The sequence below is a fragment of the Aeromonas sp. 600886 genome (assembly GCF_049174935.1).
Lineage (GTDB): Bacteria > Pseudomonadota > Gammaproteobacteria > Enterobacterales > Aeromonadaceae > Aeromonas > Aeromonas veronii_A.
This window is the reverse complement of sequence record NZ_JAAKUB010000003.1, coordinates 125805-142059: the sequence shown is the minus strand read 5'-3', so window position 1 is coordinate 142059 and position 16255 is coordinate 125805. Positions and strand designations below refer to the sequence as shown.

The 16255-nt window shown below is 59.8% G+C and carries 15 protein-coding genes; 12 read left to right on the top strand and 3 right to left on the bottom strand.

Going from position 1 to position 16255, the window contains the following annotated elements; all coding sequences use genetic code 11:
- The first annotated feature begins 80 nt into the window (after positions 1–80).
- The 6 genes from tsaA (at position 81) to G5179_RS03715 (ending at position 5034) form a co-directional block, all read left to right on the top strand.
- Positions 81–785 carry a tRNA (N6-threonylcarbamoyladenosine(37)-N6)-methyltransferase TrmO gene (gene tsaA / locus G5179_RS03740; protein ID WP_337072342.1) on the top strand — a complete coding sequence of 235 codons (705 nt, stop codon included), beginning with the start codon at positions 81–83 and terminating at the stop codon, positions 783–785.
- A 288-nt stretch (positions 786–1073) separates the two neighbouring features.
- Positions 1074–1622, top strand: coding sequence for a cytochrome b (locus tag G5179_RS03735; protein WP_040065880.1), 549 nt, complete (start codon positions 1074–1076; stop codon positions 1620–1622).
- 230 nt (positions 1623–1852) lie between these two features.
- On the top strand, positions 1853–2527 hold the full coding sequence (locus G5179_RS03730) for a response regulator (protein WP_216953181.1): 675 nt from the start codon (positions 1853–1855) through the stop codon (positions 2525–2527).
- On the top strand, positions 2527–3909 hold the full coding sequence (locus G5179_RS03725; RefSeq protein WP_216953180.1) for an ATP-binding protein: 1383 nt from the start codon (positions 2527–2529) through the stop codon (positions 3907–3909). Before G5179_RS03730 ends, G5179_RS03725 begins: the two co-directional genes overlap by 1 nt.
- 181 nt (positions 3910–4090) lie before the next feature.
- Positions 4091–4579: a TIGR00645 family protein gene (locus G5179_RS03720; protein ID WP_216978340.1), complete on the top strand. Its 489-nt coding sequence runs from the start codon at positions 4091–4093 to the stop codon at positions 4577–4579.
- 206 nt (positions 4580–4785) lie between these two features.
- Positions 4786–5034, top strand: a complete 249-nt coding sequence (locus G5179_RS03715) for a DUF3297 family protein (RefSeq protein WP_421257892.1) — start codon at positions 4786–4788, stop codon at positions 5032–5034.
- A gap of 128 nt (positions 5035–5162) precedes the next feature.
- Here the strand turns inward: G5179_RS03715 and G5179_RS03710 are convergent, their stop codons facing one another.
- Entirely contained in the window at positions 5163–6440 is a 1278-nt protein-coding gene (locus tag G5179_RS03710) for an NAD(P)/FAD-dependent oxidoreductase (protein ID WP_216953179.1), read from the bottom strand.
- A 45-nt stretch (positions 6441–6485) separates the two neighbouring features.
- Positions 6486–7088 carry an HTH-type transcriptional regulator PuuR gene (gene puuR / locus G5179_RS03705; RefSeq protein ID WP_421257891.1) on the bottom strand — a complete coding sequence of 201 codons (603 nt, stop codon included), beginning with the start codon at positions 7086–7088 and terminating at the stop codon, positions 6486–6488.
- A gap of 352 nt (positions 7089–7440) precedes the next feature.
- Between puuR and G5179_RS03700 the strand changes: the two genes are divergently transcribed.
- The 5 genes from G5179_RS03700 to G5179_RS03680 all read left to right on the top strand — a co-directional run bounded on the left by G5179_RS03700 (position 7441) and on the right by G5179_RS03680 (position 14299).
- Positions 7441–8904 (top strand): NAD-dependent succinate-semialdehyde dehydrogenase, encoded by a 1464-nt coding sequence (locus G5179_RS03700; protein ID WP_421257890.1) that lies wholly within the window; start codon positions 7441–7443, stop codon positions 8902–8904.
- A gap of 254 nt (positions 8905–9158) precedes the next feature.
- The gene (gabT, locus tag G5179_RS03695; protein ID WP_421257889.1) at positions 9159–10448 is read left to right on the top strand and encodes a 4-aminobutyrate--2-oxoglutarate transaminase; all 1290 of its coding nucleotides are present in this window, start codon (positions 9159–9161) and stop codon (positions 10446–10448) included.
- 367 nt (positions 10449–10815) lie between these two features.
- Positions 10816–12165, top strand: a complete 1350-nt coding sequence (locus G5179_RS03690; RefSeq protein ID WP_227343014.1) for an APC family permease — start codon at positions 10816–10818, stop codon at positions 12163–12165.
- 647 nt (positions 12166–12812) lie between these two features.
- The gene (locus G5179_RS03685) at positions 12813–12953 is read left to right on the top strand and encodes a hypothetical protein (RefSeq protein ID WP_005338239.1); all 141 of its coding nucleotides are present in this window, start codon (positions 12813–12815) and stop codon (positions 12951–12953) included.
- Entirely contained in the window at positions 12953–14299 is a 1347-nt protein-coding gene (locus G5179_RS03680) for an APC family permease (RefSeq protein WP_021230506.1), read from the top strand. Before G5179_RS03685 ends, G5179_RS03680 begins: the two co-directional genes overlap by 1 nt.
- A gap of 94 nt (positions 14300–14393) precedes the next feature.
- Here the strand turns inward: G5179_RS03680 and G5179_RS03675 are convergent, their stop codons facing one another.
- The gene (locus G5179_RS03675) at positions 14394–14768 is read right to left on the bottom strand and encodes a hypothetical protein (RefSeq protein ID WP_421257888.1); all 375 of its coding nucleotides are present in this window, start codon (positions 14766–14768) and stop codon (positions 14394–14396) included.
- A gap of 250 nt (positions 14769–15018) precedes the next feature.
- On the opposite strand from G5179_RS03675, the gene G5179_RS03670 reads away from it, so the two are divergent.
- On the top strand, positions 15019–16167 hold the full coding sequence (locus tag G5179_RS03670; protein ID WP_005359054.1) for a sodium:phosphate symporter: 1149 nt from the start codon (positions 15019–15021) through the stop codon (positions 16165–16167).
- The last annotated feature ends 88 nt before the right edge of the window (positions 16168–16255 follow it).

The following is a 16255-nucleotide window of genomic DNA, read 5'->3' as shown; positions in this document are numbered from 1 at the left end:
AGAAAAGGGCGTAATGAGGCCAAACCTGCGTTTTGGGGCCGCCTGTGCTAAATTGCCGGGGTTTTCAGTCAGGATCCGCCATGAAGTTCGAAATCGACACCCTCGGGATCATCCGCTCTCCCTACAAGGAGAAGTTCGCCATCCCCCGCCAGCCCGGACTGGTCAAATCGGCCCGCGCCCGCCTCGAGCTGCTTCCCCCTTACGATCAGCCGGATGTGCTGCGCGGCATCGAGCAGTTCTCCCATCTGTGGCTCAGCTTCGTCTTTCACCAGACCATGGCGCAGGGCTGGCACCCGACGGTGCGCCCGCCGCGCCTTGGCGGCAACGAACGGGTCGGCGTCTTTGCCACTCGCTCCACCTTCCGCCCCAATCCGCTAGGGCTCTCGGTGGTCGAGCTGCACGGGGTCGGTCGCGAACGGGGCAAGCTGTGGCTGGAGCTGGGTGCGGTGGATCTGCTCGATGGCACCCCCATCGTCGATATCAAGCCCTACATTCCCTATGCCGACAGCCTGCCGGATGCCCGTGGCGGTTTTGCCCCCGACGCCCCCACCCCGCCGCTGGCGGTGAGCTTCAGTGCCGAGGCCGAGCTGCAGTTGCAACCCTGGCTCAAGGCCCATCCCGAGCTGCGCCAGCTGGTGAGCGAAGTGCTGGCGCAAGATCCGCGCCCCGCCTACAAGAAGGGCAAGCCCGATGAGAAGGAGTACGGGGTGCGGCTGTTTGACTGCAACGTCCGTTTTCGCATCAGCGAGCCGGATTGCGTGGTGCTGGCCATCGAGCCCGCCTGAACCTGGGCGGGCCGACATCACGGATGCTATTTCACGCCTTCTTCACGTCACAAGGGGCTTAATGAGCCTGTAAATTGTGTGGCATTGATCAGACTATCCACCCGGTTGCCAGTGATACCATGCAGACAGCAGAGGGCATCTCCTCTCTGACTGATGTCAGAAGCAGGCTATCGATGTATGGCAAGCATGGTAGCTCTGCTATTGCCGCCAAAGGATCTGGCCTCGCCCCGACACGTTTGAGTGCGGGGATGCCAAACGGATGTGACAGCACTTCGAAGGAACAAACCTATGCTGATGAACAGTGAACAACGTTATGGCACCCTGAATATCGGGCTGCACTGGCTGACCCTGTGGGCCATGATCGCCGTCTACGCCCTGATCGAATTTCGCGATATTTTCCCCAAAGGGGACCCTGGCCGGGATCTGATGAAGGAGTGGCACTTTATGCTGGGGCTGCTTATCTTCGCCCTGGTCTTTGTCAGACTGGTCCTGCGCTGGATGAGCCCGACACCTCGTATCGTGCCCGAGCTCTCCCCGGTCATGCACAAGCTGGCAAAACTGGCCCACCTCGCCCTCTACGGTTTTCTTATTCTGACCCCGCTGTTTGGCTGGCTGCTGCTGAGCGCCGCGGGCAAACCCATCCCCTTCTTCGGGCTTGAGCTGCCTGCCCTGCTCTCCCCAAGTCCGGATCTCAAGGGACTGATCAAGGAAGTGCACGAGACCCTAGGCAATATCGGTTACGCCCTGATCGGCCTGCACACGGTGGCGGCCCTCTATCACCACCATATTCTCAAAGACAACACCCTCACCAATATGCTGCCGCCGCGCCGCAGCTAACAAGCAGCAGAACAAAAACAGAAGGGGCACACATTGCCCCTTCTGTTTTTTGAACGCGACAAGACCGGTGTCTCTGAAGCGGCCCACTGCTCAGGCCTCTGACAGGTCTCTACAAGCAGAACGCCTTATGATTCAGTCCCGATACAGGAGCTGCACGATAGGATTCGAATTGACTCAAAGCGACATACACTTTCTAATTGACAGTCTGGATCCCTATGACCGTTCACATCATGAAAATTCTGTTGGTCGAAGACGACAAGCTGCTCAATCACCACCTCTCCTCTCTGCTGACCGAAGCCAACAATCAGGTATACAGCACCGATCAGGCCGGAATTGCGTTGCACTATGCCGCCGACTACCCCATTGATGTGGCGATCATCGATCTCGGTCTGCCCGATATGGATGGCTTGCAGTTGATCCGCCAACTGCGCGAACGGCAGATCCCCTTCCCCATCATTGTGCTGACCGCCCGTGGCAACTGGCAGGACAAGGTCGAAGGACTGGAGGCGGGGGCTGATGACTATCTGGTCAAACCGTTCCAGAAAGATGAGTTGCTGGCCCGCCTCAATGCCTTGATGCGCCGCAGCGCCGGCTTTATCTCCCCCAGAGTGAAGGCCGGTGATTACGAGCTGGATCTCTCCCGCAAGGAGCTGACCATCGACGGTGAAGTGGCAGTGCTCACCAGCTTTGAATACCTGATTCTGGAGTACCTGATGCGCAACGCCCGTCAGGTGGTCTCCAAGCAGCAGTTACTCGACCAGCTCTACGGCGATGGAGAGGGGGATCCCAACACCATAGAGGTGATGGTGAGCCGCCTGCGCAAAAAGCTGGATCCGGAAGGGACGATTCAACCCATCTCGACCATCCGTCGTCAGGGCTACATCTTCAACCTCTCCTGTAGCTGATGCAGTTTCATCTGCCACGTCCCATCAGGATGCTCCGCAGCTCTCTGCACATCAAACTGCTGCTCAGTTCGCTGCTGGTCATCGCACTGAGCATGGGGTTCGCCGTCTATGCCCTCTACCTCGGCCATATGGAGGAGCAGAGCCAGAAGGCAAGCGCCGGCATGCAGGAGAACCTTGCCAAGATGTTCTCCTCTACCAAGCCAGTCAACAGCGAAGCCACCGAGATCGGACGCATTTCCCGCCAGGTCAGTAACAGCAATCTCGATACGCTGATCTGTCGTGCCGATGGCGAGCTGATTTGGTCGAGCCTCCATATGCCGGAGGTGATCAAGGCCAAACAGACCATCTGTCGGGACCTGATGAAGTATCTGGGGGGAATGGATCTCGACTACTTCTTCAAGAAGCACACCATCAAGAACGGCGAGAGCTACTTCGTCTACAGCCTGCGTTTTACCCGCAATCCCGGCAGCGGCACCACAGCCTACTACGTGGTGATGATTGACTCGGCCAAACGCTATCACGAAGAGTCCCGCGCCTACCTCTACCAGACGGCCAAACAGGCGTTGCTCGCCTATCTGCTGCTTGCCGGGCTGCTGCTGCTCACCACCTTCTGGAGCCTTCGCTCCCTGCGCACTATCGCTAATCAGCTCGACGATATCCGGGCAGGCAAGCGGGATGCTATCGCCCATGATTTTGAACGGGAGTTGGCCCCGCTGACCGATTCCATCAACCAGTTACTGGAGAACGAACGCCAGCAGACCCAGCGCTACCAGCATGCCCTCAACGATCTCGCTCACAGCCTGAAAACACGGCTGGCGCTGATCCAGATCACCACCCGAGAAATGAAGCTGGGGCGGGAGATCCACGACAACATCAATGAACAGATCCTCACCATGGATCAGATGATCCAGTACCAACTCAGACGAGCCGTCACCGGTCGCCAGCGCCTCGCCAGCAAGGGCACCGAGCCGGTACCGCTCATCGAGAAGCTGCTGGCCAGTCTGGCCAAGGTCTATCGCCACAAGAAGCTGCAGACCCACTTCCAGTTCGATGATGATGCCCTCTTCCACGGCGAACAGGGCGATCTGATGGAACTGATGGGCAACCTGCTCGACAACGCCTGCAAATTTGCCATCAGCGAAGTGAAGGTGACGGTACGCCGCCATCTCGATCGGTTACGCATCGAGGTAGAAGATGATGGCCCGGGCATCGATCCGGCCAAATCGGAGCAGATCTTTCAGCGTGGCGTGCGCGCTGACAGCTCGCCCGGCCAGGGCATCGGTCTGGCTGTCGTGACCGAGATCGTTCACAGCTACGGCGGCCAGATCCGGGTCGATGAATCTCCCCTCGGCGGTGCCCGCTTTACCCTGGATCTTCCCTGACACCGGATGGGCAAGGCCACGAGCCCTGCCAACCGCTCCATCGCCCTCCCCGGGGTTAAAAAATCCTGCCTGGCACCACCCAATTCAGCAATATGCTATCGAGATACTTGAGATGTGATGCATCTCGGTTAAGCTATGGCCGACTCGTTTGTTAACCATTTGATGGATCTTTAATCGCACTATGGAAAACATGTTTGAAAGATTGATGTACGCATCCCGCTGGATCATGGCCCCCATCTATCTTGGGCTCAGCCTCATACTGCTGGCACTGGGGGTGAAATTCTTTCAGGAGATCCTCCATATCCTGCCCAACATACTGGAGATGAAAGAGGTAGATCTGGTGCTGGTCACACTGTCGCTGATCGATATCACCCTGGTAGGGGGACTTATCGTGATGGTGATGTTTTCCGGCTATGAGAACTTCGTCTCGCGTCTCGATGTAGGGGATGAGAACGACAAACTGGTGTGGCTCGGCAAGCTCGATGCCGGCTCCCTGAAAAACAAGGTCGCCGCCTCCATTGTCGCCATCTCCTCCATTCACCTGCTCAAGGTGTTTATGAATGCCGAAAACCTCCCCAACGACAAGATCAAGTGGTACCTGCTGATCCACATCACCTTTGTCCTCTCGGCCTTCGCCATGGGCTACCTCGACAAGCTGACCCGCAAATAGAAGTCAGCCTGTAATAGACGCTATGCCCGATAACGCAATCCGGATCGGGCATAGCGGTCGCCCCGAGCTGGGGATGGATTGGCAACGGGGATAAGCAAGTCACCAACATAAATGGCCGCCCGCCTTGGCCGGTATTGTGGCCGCCTTGAATGCCATGGCGGCATTCTCTACAATGACCCACTTTTTATTCATTTCGGGTTATATCGATGACCGATACCAGCACCAAACCGGCTCTGCCGGATCACCTCTCCTGCAATCCCCGCAGCCCTCACTATGTGGCAGCCTGCTTCGAGCACCCGATCGGTATTCGCCTGAACGGCAAAGAGCGCACCGATGTCGAGGAGTACTGCATCAGTGAAGGCTGGGTGAAGATCCCCTCCCCCAAGGCGCTGGATCGCCGTGGTCAACCCATCCTGATCAAACTCAAGGGCACCGTCGAAGCCTATTACAGCTAATCGCGGCAACCCGCTTCGGGTAAAACAGAAGGCCACCCTCGCGGTGGCCTTCTGTTTTTCGGCATTTGTGCTGGCATCTGCGCTCGCATCGTCGCCAGCACCAGACCATATTTCTCGCCGGGCAGCCCTTATACCCCCAACCGATCGCGCAAGGTGTACCAGGCGGCGCCCGCGGCGGTGAAGGGAATGCGGAACAGGCGACCGCCCGGGAAGGGGTAGTGCGGCAGCTTGGCAAAGGCATCGAAGCGCTCCGCCTGACCGCTCAGCACCTCGGAGAGCAGCTTGCCCGCCAGATGGGTACAGGTGACACCGTGGCCGCTGTAGCCCTGCATGTAGTAGATGTTGGGGCCGATGCGACCAAACTGTGGCAGCCTCGACAGGGTGAGCAGGAAATTGCCTGTCCAGGTGTACTCCACCTTGACGTCTTTAAGCTGGGGGAAGGTCTTGAGCATCTTGGGGATGATCAGCCGCTCGATATCTGCCGGATCCCGTGCGCCATAGACCACGCCGCCGCCATAGATCAGCCGGTGATCGGCGCTGGTGCGGTAGTAGTCGAGCAGGTAGTTGCAATCCTCCAGGCAGTAATTCTGCGGCAGCAGCTCGCGGGCCCGCTCCTCCCCCAGCACCTCGGTGGCGATCACCTGGGTGCCGCAAGGCATGCTCTTGCCGGCGAGCTCGGGCACCAGATTGCCGAGGTAGGCGTTACCGGCCACCACTATGTAGCGCGCCTTCACCGCTCCTTTGGCGGTCTTGACCAGAGCAGGCTGGCCCGGGGTGATGCTGGTAACGGCAGACTGCTCGAAGATCTGCCCACCCTGCATGCGGATCGCTTCAGCCTCGCCGAGAGCCAGATTGAGGGGGTGAATATGGCCGCCGCTCTTGTCGAGCAGGGCGCCGACGTAGCGATCGCTCGCCACCACTTCGCGCACGCCTCTGGCATCGAGCAGCTCCAGCTTGTCGTTGCCCCACTTCTGCCAGCGCGCCTGCTGCGCCTTGAGCTCGTGGAACTGTTTCTCGGTCTCGGCGGCAAAGACGCCCCCCTCCTGCAGATCGCACTGGATGTTGTAGCGTTTGATCCGCTCGCGGATGATCTGCCCCCCCTCAAACAGCATGGAACCGAGCAGCCTGGCCTGATCCGGCGGGCAGTTCGCTTCTATGGTGTCAATGTCGCGGCTGTAGGAGTTGACTATTTGGCCGCCGTTGCGGCCGCTGGCGCCAAAACCGACCCGGGCTGCCTCCAGTACCACCACCTTGTAGCCCTTCTCCACCAGATGCAGGGCACTGGAGAGGCCGGTATACCCCGCCCCGATGACGCAGACATCGCACTCCAGCTGCTCGGTCAGTGTCGGGTAGGGCGCGTGTTTATTGGCGCTGGCTGCGTAGTAACTGTTTACATGTTCGGTCATGATCCTGTTTCCTTACCGGTTTGGTTGGCAAACCCTATTCCAAGATTAAAAACTGGCCGGGGTATGGGCACTGACGATGCGACAGGTCTCCCCCGACGGATTGCTGAAGCTGTGGGGTTCGCCAGTGTCGATCACATAGCTGTCACCCGCCTCCAGCTGATAACTCTCTCCTGCCACGGTCAGGATCACCGAACCCTCCAGCACAGTGCCCACCTCTTCTCCCTGGTGGGTCACCTGACCACCGGTGTCGGTGCCCGGGGGATAGGTCTCCAGCATAAAGCCGAGCTGGCGGCGGTTGTTGCCGTTGTGCACCAGCTTCATCGAGACCCCCTGACTGCCCAGCTCGATCAACTGATCACCCTTGATCACCACCTGCGGCGGGCGACTCAGCTCCTCTTCGGCAAAAAAGCGTGACAGTGGCAAGCCATATACGGTGAGCAGCTTTTGCAGCGAGGCGACCGAGGGGCTCACCTTATCCTGCTCGATCATGCAGATAGCACCGTGGGTCAGGCCGCTCAGCTCGGCCGCCCTCCGCTGGGAGAGCCCCAGTTGATGACGCACCGCCGCCAGCCGCTCCCCCATGCTCGCCTGCCGTGCAGCCCCCTGACCGGAGCGGGTACTGCTGCTCTGGGTTGACGCCCCGCTCATGGCAGGCCTCCGCCATCGATTCCCTTGTCACGTTGGTACATTGGCCACCTCCCTGTTGCCACTGGTTAAAATAGCGGACCAGCCATGGCATCACTGTTTGCTATCTTACACAGCCTGGCGTTCATTATTTTGCACACCACTTATCGTGCGATACCCTGTTCATCTGGTTAAACTGCGCTACACAGCCCAATTTCTAGCATGCGACACACCAACAATTCAAATATATTTAACACTTGAAAAACATTTGCGCTCAATTTATGGTCTCTCTGTGCTTATTATTTTATACGGCAGCAGTACAGGATGAGCCGCATCATCGCCACCTTGCTGCCAGGTTTCATCATCGAGGCTTGCCATGTCCGCTACCAGTTCCAATCAAAGCTTGATCAAATCCCGTGCCTATATAGCTGGTCACTGGTGCGAGGCCGCCAGCGGCCGCACCTTCGAGGTGACCAATCCTGCCAGCGGGGCCGTCATTACCCAGGTGCCCGACATGGATGCCGAGGATACCCGCCGCGCCATCGCGGCCGCCCACGCGGCGCAACCCGCCTGGGCTGCGCTGACCGCCAAGGAGCGCAGCAACAAGCTCTACGCCTGGTTTGCCGCCATCACAACCCATAGCGACGAGCTGGCGCGCATCATGACCTGCGAGCAGGGCAAGCCGCTGGCAGAAGCCAAGGGCGAGGTGGCCTATGGCGCCAGCTTTATCCAGTGGTTCGCCGAGGAGGGCAAGCGCGCCTATGGCCGCACCATCCCGGGTTTTAGCGGCGATCGCCGGCTGGCCACCATCAAGCAGCCGGTCGGGGTAGTCGCCGCCATCACTCCGTGGAACTTCCCCATTGCCATGATCACCCGCAAGGCGGGCCCTGCGCTGGCAGCGGGTTGCACCATCGTCATCAAACCCGCCGCAGAAACGCCGCTCTGCGCGCTGGCGCTGGCGGTGTTGGCCGAGCAGGCGGGCATCCCCGCCGGTGTCATCAATATCGTCACCAGCCATCAGGCGAGCGCTGTGGGCAACGAGCTGTGCAGCAATCCGGTGGTGCGCAAGCTCTCCTTCACCGGCTCCACCCGCATCGGCAAGCTGCTGATGCGCCAGTGCGCCGACACCATGAAGAAGCTGTCGCTGGAGCTGGGCGGTAACGCCCCCTTTATCGTCTTTGACGACGCCGACCTCGACGCCGCCGTGGCCGGGGCACTCGCCTCCAAATACCGCAACGCCGGGCAAACCTGCGTCTGCGCCAACCGCATTCTGGTGCAGGCCAGTATCTATGACGCCTTCGCCGAGAAGCTGACCGCTGCCGTCAGAGCCTTCAAGGTGGGAGATGGCATGGCGGAAGGCACCCAGATCGGCCCGCTCATCAACCCCGCCGCCGCCAGCAAGGTAGCCGAGTTGGTGCAGCAATCAGTCGCCGCCGGTGCCGAAGTACTGCTGGGGGGCAAAGCCCACCCCGCCGGCCCCCTCTTCTACCAACCCACCATTTTGGGCAAGGTGGATAAAACCAACCCCATCCTGCAGGAGGAGATCTTCGGCCCGGTCGCCCCGCTGGTGCGCTTCGAGACGGAAGCCGAAGCCATCGCGCTGGCTAACGATACCCCTTATGGGCTCGCCGCCTACTTCTATGGCCGCGATATCGCCCGTGTCTGGCGCGTCGCCGAGCAGCTTGAATACGGCATGGTCGGCATCAACGAGGGGATCATTTCAACTGAGCTGGCTCCCTTCGGCGGCATCAAGGAGTCAGGTCTGGGCCGGGAAGGGGCCGCCGAGGGGCTGGAGGAGTATCTGGAGACCAAATACCTCTGCTTTGGCGCCATTCGCTAGGGCAGAAGAGGGCTAAAGCATCGTATTCATCGATGCTTTAGCCGCAAGATTCATCGCTTTTACAGATAGATGCAGACGTTTACCCGAGGCGGCAAGGGGCATAATTTGGCCTGCGCTGCCTCCCAAGAGGGCTTCTGCAACACACACCACACGCCGCCGATCTGGCCCGATAGGCTAATTAGCGGTGATGGGCGCCAAAACGCCCGCCACATTTTCAGGGAATATCCGGGGCTGCGGCCCCTCAGGGAGGAAAGATGAGTCAGTCAGAATCAAACAAGGCGTGGCAAGCGCGCCGCGAAGCGGCCGTGGTCAACGGCGTTGGCACCCTGCTGCCGGTCTTTATCGACCGAGCGCAAAATGCCGAGCTGTGGGATGTGGAGGGCAACCGCTACATCGACTTTGCCTCCGGCATCGCCGTGCTCAACACCGGCCACAACCACCCGAAGGTGGTGGCGGCGGTGCGCGAGCAGCTGGAAAAATTCAGCCACACCTGCTTTCAGGTCACCCCTTACCCGGGCTATATCGAGCTTGCCGAAAAGCTCAACGCCCTGGTGCCCGGCCCGACCCCGAAACGCACCCTGTTTCTCTCCACCGGTGCCGAGGCAGTCGAGAACGCCATCAAGATCGCCCGCGCCCATACCGGTCGCAGCGGCACCATCGCTTTCAAGGGGGGCTTTCACGGCCGCACCATGATGGGGATGGCGCTCACCGGCAAGGTGGTCCCCTACAAGACCGGCTTTGGCCCCTTCCCGGGTGAGGTCTACCACATCCCCTTCCCCGCCGACTATCTGGGGGTAAGTGAAGAGGATGCCCTGTACGCCCTCGATCTCTGCTTCAGCGCCGACATCGAACCCTCCCGCGTTGCCGCCATCATCATCGAGCCGGTACAGGGAGAAGGGGGCTTCTATCCTGCCTCCGTGAGCTTTATGCAAAAGCTGCGCAGCATCTGCGATCAGCACGGCATTCTGCTCATCTGTGACGAGATCCAGAGCGGCTTCTGCCGCACCGGCAAGACCTTCGCCACCGAGTATGCCGGCATCGAGCCGGACATCATGACCCTGGCCAAGAGTCTGGCGGGGGGCTTCCCGCTCTCTGCAGTAGTCGGCAAGGCAGAGATCATGAACGCCGCCAAGCCGGGGGGCCTGGGTGGCACCTATGCCGGTTCCCCCATTGCCTGCGCCGCCGCGCTGGCGGTGTTGCAGGTGATCGAAGAGGAGCAGCTCAACCAGAAGGCCCAGGCGCAAGGTGAGCAGATCAAGGCGGGACTGGAACGCATAGCCGAGCGTTTTGACTGCATAGGTCAAATTCGTGGACCCGGAGCCATGGTGGCCATGGAACTGGTGAAACAACGTGATGCCAGCCGGCCCGATCCCGACCTCACCAAACGTCTGGTGACCGAAGCGGGCAAACGCGGTCTGATCCTGCTCTCATGCGGGGTGCGCGCAAATGTCATCCGTTTTCTCGCCCCCCTGACCGCCCCTGCGGCAGTGATTGACGAAGGGTTGCGACTCCTTGAAAAATCGCTGGAGGCCGTGCTGGACTGACCAGCAGGAAAGCAATCGCTAACCTGTGCAAAAAAATGCAGTTTCGCCCCCCTTTTTTACTTGTCAAGGGGGCCCTGCAAATGCACAATGCGCCGCCACTGCAAGGACCGGTATCACCACATCTCACCGGTCCTTTTTTGTGCAGCGAACAAACCCATAAACGAGGCCGGATAACCCCCGGAAAAGATAGCGAGATTGGCAGCAATCTCCCGACACCACATTCTGTGAGGAACAACATGGGGCATCTCTATGCTTTCCTGCCGGCTCTGACCGGCGCGCGCCACCCCGGCGCCCTTGATTCCCGGGCCTCTCTCCCGGTTTCGTTGATGGAGTGTGCCGCCCTGGCACCGCGTGAGGAACAGGCATGATGAACGCCCAACCGGTTGGTCTGAAAAAGACCCTGAAACTGTGGCAGGTCGTGGTCATGGGTCTTGCCTACCTCACTCCCATGGCGGTATTCGATACCTTCGGCATCGTCACCGAAATTACCGAAGGCCATGTGCCGACCGCCTACCTCTTTGCCCTCATCGGCATGTTGTTCACCGCCCTGAGCTACGGCCATCTGGTACGCAAGTTCCCGTCGGCAGGCTCCGCCTATACCTATGCCCAGAAGGTGTTTCACCCCTATGTCGGCTTTATGGTGGGCTGGACCTCCCTGCTCGACTATATGTTCATGCCGATGATCAACATGCTGCTGGCCAAGATCTATCTGCAGGCTCTCTTCCCCGAGGTGGAGCCCTGGACCTATATTTTTGGTCTGGCGGCGGTGATGACCGCCCTTAACCTGCGCGGTATCAAGCTGGTGGCCAACTTCAACAGCCTGATCGTCATCATGCAGTTCAGTATTATCGCCGTCTTCATCGGCCTGATCGCCTGGGGCGTCCACAACGGTGAAGGGTTGGGGACCGTGGCCAGCAGCCGTCCCTTCTTCTCCGAGCAGATCAACATCTCGCCGTTGTTGATGGGTGCCTCCATCCTCTGTCTGTCGTTCCTCGGCTTTGATGCCATCAGCACCCTGTCGGAAGAGACACCGGACGCGGATCGGGTGATCCCCCGCGCCATCGTGCTGACGGCGCTGATCGGCGGTGTGCTGTTTGTCAGCACGTCCTACTTCCTGCAGCTCTACTTCCCGGACATCTCCCGCTTCAAGCAACCGGATGCAGTCCTGCCGGAGATCGCTCTCTATGTCGGTGGCAAACTGTTCCAGGCGGTGGTACTGGTCTGCACTACGGTGGCGGTGCTGGCCTCGGGACTCGCCTCTCACGCCGGGGTGTCGCGCCTGCTTTATGTAATGGGTCGTGATCGCGCTCTGCCGAGTCGCTTCTTCTCCTATGTGCATCCGAAGTGGCAGACCCCGGCATGCAATGTGCTGCTGGTCGGTCTGCTGGCCCTCTCCGCAGTATCGTTCGATCTCGAGATGGCACTGGCACTGATCAACTTTGGCGCCCTGGTGGCCTTCACCTTCGTCAATCTGGCGGTGATTGCCCACTTCTATGTGAAGCTGGGCCGCAACAAGTGTCTCAAGGATCACCTGATGTACCTGCTGCTGCCGCTCTGTGGCGCCGCCTGCATCGGGGTGTTGTGGCTCAATCTGGAACCCGCCTCCTTCGAGCTGGGGCTGATCTGGGCGGCGCTGGGTGCCATCTACCTGTTCCTGCGCCTCACCGTGTTCCGCATCCCGCTACAACCTGCTGACAAGGTGGAGATCGCCCAGTAATCGCGGCTCAACCATACCGCCATACAAAACAAGGAGCCTGCGGGCTCCTTGTTGTTTTTGCGGCGAGCTGGTTGCCAGAAACGCGGTTTCTGCAGGAAGTGTGACTGATTTCAAATAACTACCCAGCCGGACCGCTCGCCGTGCCATGGCCCGAGCCGCGTCGCCTCCTATCATTAGTCACTAATGTGAATGGATATGCAATCACTCTTTTTCCATTTCACCCCCTCCCATCCCCCGCCAGCCGATAAGATCGCTGGACTCGAGCCCGGGGGAACGCCGGCAAATATGATCAGGATCAATGTTGAGGCGCTATGCACCCTGCAGCCCCAATTTGCCGACTTTTCATACGTTACGACAGGGTTCTCTTCCCCCCCGAAAAGGGGGGAGCGGCTCGGGGACGGCTGCCGGGGGCGAGTGACCACTTACCCGCCCCCTGCGTATGCAAAAAAATGCGTTAATCCGCCCTTTTTTGCTTGTCAAGGGGGCTGACCGAATGCACAATACGCCGCCAATAAAGGACCGATGTTCACTGCGACATCGGTTTTTCTATTTTGAAGTGCAGTACAAACCCACCACAAGAGGCCGGAACATTTCCGGAAGTGATATCCGAGATTGCCAAACAATCTCCCGACGTTGAGAGGATAACAATGGGGCGTTTTAATGCTTTCCTGCCGGTACAGCCCGGTATGCGCCTCCCCGGCGCCCTTGATGTACAGGCTTGCGAATCCATCGTATCCCTGCGCTCGTTGCAAGCACGTGCTGCGGCACTGATTGAGGAGAAAGCGTAATGGCATCGCAAAACGCCAAGCTGCTCAAGACCCTTACCCTGACACAAGTGATTGTGATGGGTCTGGCCTATCTGACCCCCATGGCTGTCTTCGACACCTTCGCCATCGTCGGTGACATCACCGATGGCCGGGTCGCCACCGCCTATCTGCTGGCTCTGGGTGGCATCCTGCTCACCGCTTTCAGCTACGGTCATCTGGTACGCAAGTTCCCCTCTGCGGGCTCTGCCTATACCTATGCCCAGAAGGTGTTCAACCCCTACGTCGGTTTCATGGTCGGCTGGTCATCCCTGCTCGACTACATGTTCATGCCGATGATCAACATCCTGCTGGCCAAGATCTACCTGACCGCCATGTTCCCGGGCGTTGAGCCCTGGGTGTTCATCTTCGGTCTGGTGACCGTGATGACCTTCCTGAACCTGCGTGGCATCAATCTGGTCGCCAACTTCAATGGTCTGATCGTGGTGATCCAGCTGGCCATCATCACCCTCTTTATCGGCCTGATGGCGTGGGGCATCTACCACGGTGAAGGGGCTGGCACCCTGATGAGCAGCCGTCCGTTCCACTTCGAGTCAGCACAGCTGGTACCGCTCTTTACCGGTGCGACCATCCTCTGCTTCTCGTTCCTGGGCTTTGACGGTCTGAGCTCCCTCTCCGAAGAGACGCCGAACGCTGGCAAGGTGATCCCCAAGGCGATCGTGCTGACGGCCCTTATCGGCGGCATCATCTTCGTGGTGGTCTCTTACTGCCTGCAGCTCTACTTCCCGAGCCTTGCCCGCTTCCAGCATCCGGATGCGGTACTGCCGGAGATCGCCCTCTACGTTGGCGGCACCTTCTTCCAGTCCGTGGTGCTGGTCTGCACCACGGTCGCGGTACTGGCTTCCGGCATGGCGGCTCACGCCGGTGTGTCGCGCATCCTCTACGTGATGGGGCGTGACCGGATGATCCCGGAGCGGGTGTTTGGCTACATCCACCCGAAATACCGCACTCCGGCCATCAACGTGCTGATGGTGGGCGGTCTGGCCCTCTCCGCCGTGTCGTTTGATCTGGATACCGCACTGGCGCTGGTCAACTTTGGCGCACTGGTGGCGTTCAGCTTCGTCAACCTCTCGGTGATCGGTCAGTTCTGGGTGCGCGAGAAACGCAACAAGACCCTCAAGGATCACGTCATCTACCTGCTGATGCCGCTGCTCGGCGCCGCCACCATCGGTGCTCTGTGGATCAACCTGGAGCAGAGCTCGCTGGAGCTGGGCCTGATCTGGGCGGGCCTCGGCGCAACCTATCTGTTCCTGCGTCTGGCGGTGTTCCGTATCCCGTTCCGTCAGTACGAGGAAGCGGCTGACGCCTGATCCTTTGCGGATAACGGATAGACAGAAGGGGAGCCATGGCTCCCCTTTTTGCTGCCGGTCTGTGGCCGGTCACACGGGCTTGGGCCCGGTCTGCTTACTGCTTATCCAGTACGGCGGTCGCCGCAGCCTTGACCGGATCGCGAGTGATGGTCTTGACATCCTGCTCCGCCTTGTGCAGCTGGTGGTTTGCCTTGTCCATCTTCTGCTGCATACCGTTGCCGCTCTCCTTGAGGTCGGCACGCTTCTCGCCCAGCAGGTCGGTGCGGCCTTTTTGCACCTCAGCTTTCACCTTCTCTTTCTCCTGCTTCACCAGCTTGCTGGTATCACAGTTGCCCTTGACCCCCAGAGTGGCATTCACCGCTTCGTTTTTGAGGGCCTTGTCGAGGTTGCAGTCGGTTTTCAACAGGCTGGCCTGTGCCCCTGCCGAGAGCAGCCCCAGCGACAGAGAGAGGATCCATGCACGCATCATCTTGTTTACTCCTGCTTGCCAATAAAGGGGCGCAGTGTAGCGCTCACATTCCGGCTGGCAAGGCGGCAGTGCTTTCGTCCCCCCCTTTTGCCACCCCAGAGCCAACCGACTCGGTCAGCGCCTGTCGCCGCAGTTCGTCGTCATAAAAACATCATCGAAATGTCACGTTGTCATATTTCTGTCATTAACCATTGATTAAATGCGCGGGTCATCAACAACCCAAGACGGAACGACCGTCTCAAGAGGCTTTATGCAACACCATCACTCCTTGTCACAGCCGCCCGCGACCCGCGCCCTGTTCAACTGGATGAGTGTCATCGTACTGGTCTACCTGATCCTGGTTGCCGTGGGCGCCATCTCCCACGGCTTCAAAGATTTCTCCGGCGGCGCCGAGGGCGCAGCCCAGATCTTCGCCTTTGCCAACAACCCCTTTGTCGCCCTGCTGCTGGGTATTCTCGCTACCGCGCTGGTGCAATCCTCCAGCACCGTCACCTCGGTGATCGTCGGTCTGGTGGCTGGCGGCCTGCCCATCAGCATGGCCATCCCCATGGTGATGGGTGCCAACCTCGGCACCACCATCACCAACACCATCGTCTCCATGGGCCATGTGCGGGATCGCGCCGAGTTCCGCCGCGCCTTCGCCGCCGCCACCGTGCACGACTTTTTCAACCTGCTGGCGGTGTTCATCTTCCTGCCGCTGGAGCTGATGTTCGGTCTGCTGCAACATAGCGCCGAGTGGCTGGCCAACCTGCTGGTAGGCTCCGCCAATATGTCGATGAAGGGCATGGATTTCATGAAGCCGCTGACCGCACCGGCCCAGCAGCTGATTGACAGCGCCGTCGCCTTCCTGCCGGGCAAGGGTGCCGCCATCGCCACTATCGTCATCGGTATCCTGCTGATCCTCGCCTGCGTCACTTATCTCGGCAAAGTGCTGCAACAGGTACTGGTTGGCCGTGCCAAAGAGGTGCTGCACAAGGCGCTGGGCCGTGGCCCGCTGACCGGCATCACCTCAGGTGCGCTGGTGACCATCATGGTGCAGTCCTCCTCCACCACCACCAGCCTGATGATCCCGCTGGCCGGCGGCGGCGTGTTCAGCACCCGTCAGCTCTACCCCTTCACCCTGGGGGCCAATATCGGGACCACCATCACCGCCCTGCTGGCAGCCACCGCCATCAGCGGAGCCGGTGCCCAGCTGGCTCTGACCATCGCACTGGTCCACGTGCTGTTCAACCTCTTTGCCGTGGTCATCATCTATGGCATCCCCTTCCTGCGCGACCTGCCGGTGCGCGCCGCCGAGGGGCTGGCCCGGGTAGGCAGCGAGAACAAGCTGCTGGCTCTGGGTTATGTGACGGGTCTCTTCTTCGCCCTGCCCGCCCTGATGATGGTGGCCGCCAAGTAAGCGCAGCTGCCATGAAAAGGGGCGAGTCACCGACTCGCCCCTTTTTGCGTCCAGCTCGCCGGGCTTTGCCTGCCCGCTCACATCCTCC

Excerpts from the sequence above, each read along its gene's own strand:
- puuR (WP_421257891.1), bottom strand. The coding sequence starts at position 7,088 with ATGAGCGGGGCGTCAACCCAGAGCAGCAGTACCCGCTCCGGTCAGGGG.
- G5179_RS03715 (WP_421257892.1), top strand. The coding sequence starts at position 4,786 with ATGACCGATACCAGCACCAAACCGGCTCTGCCGGATCACCTCTCCTGC.
- G5179_RS03670 (WP_005359054.1), top strand. The coding sequence starts at position 15,019 with ATGCAACACCATCACTCCTTGTCACAGCCGCCCGCGACCCGCGCCCTG.
- tsaA (WP_337072342.1), top strand. The coding sequence starts at position 81 with ATGAAGTTCGAAATCGACACCCTCGGGATCATCCGCTCTCCCTACAAG.
- G5179_RS03685 (WP_005338239.1), top strand. The coding sequence starts at position 12,813 with ATGGGGCGTTTTAATGCTTTCCTGCCGGTACAGCCCGGTATGCGCCTC.
- G5179_RS03735 (WP_040065880.1), top strand. The coding sequence starts at position 1,074 with ATGCTGATGAACAGTGAACAACGTTATGGCACCCTGAATATCGGGCTG.
- G5179_RS03680 (WP_021230506.1), top strand. The coding sequence starts at position 12,953 with ATGGCATCGCAAAACGCCAAGCTGCTCAAGACCCTTACCCTGACACAA.
- gabT (WP_421257889.1), top strand. The coding sequence starts at position 9,159 with ATGAGTCAGTCAGAATCAAACAAGGCGTGGCAAGCGCGCCGCGAAGCG.
- G5179_RS03710 (WP_216953179.1), bottom strand. The coding sequence starts at position 6,440 with ATGACCGAACATGTAAACAGTTACTACGCAGCCAGCGCCAATAAACAC.
- G5179_RS03720 (WP_216978340.1), top strand. The coding sequence starts at position 4,091 with ATGGAAAACATGTTTGAAAGATTGATGTACGCATCCCGCTGGATCATG.
- G5179_RS03725 (WP_216953180.1), top strand. The coding sequence starts at position 2,527 with ATGCAGTTTCATCTGCCACGTCCCATCAGGATGCTCCGCAGCTCTCTG.
- G5179_RS03690 (WP_227343014.1), top strand. The coding sequence starts at position 10,816 with ATGAACGCCCAACCGGTTGGTCTGAAAAAGACCCTGAAACTGTGGCAG.
- G5179_RS03700 (WP_421257890.1), top strand. The coding sequence starts at position 7,441 with ATGTCCGCTACCAGTTCCAATCAAAGCTTGATCAAATCCCGTGCCTAT.
- G5179_RS03675 (WP_421257888.1), bottom strand. The coding sequence starts at position 14,768 with ATGATGCGTGCATGGATCCTCTCTCTGTCGCTGGGGCTGCTCTCGGCA.
- G5179_RS03730 (WP_216953181.1), top strand. The coding sequence starts at position 1,853 with ATGAAAATTCTGTTGGTCGAAGACGACAAGCTGCTCAATCACCACCTC.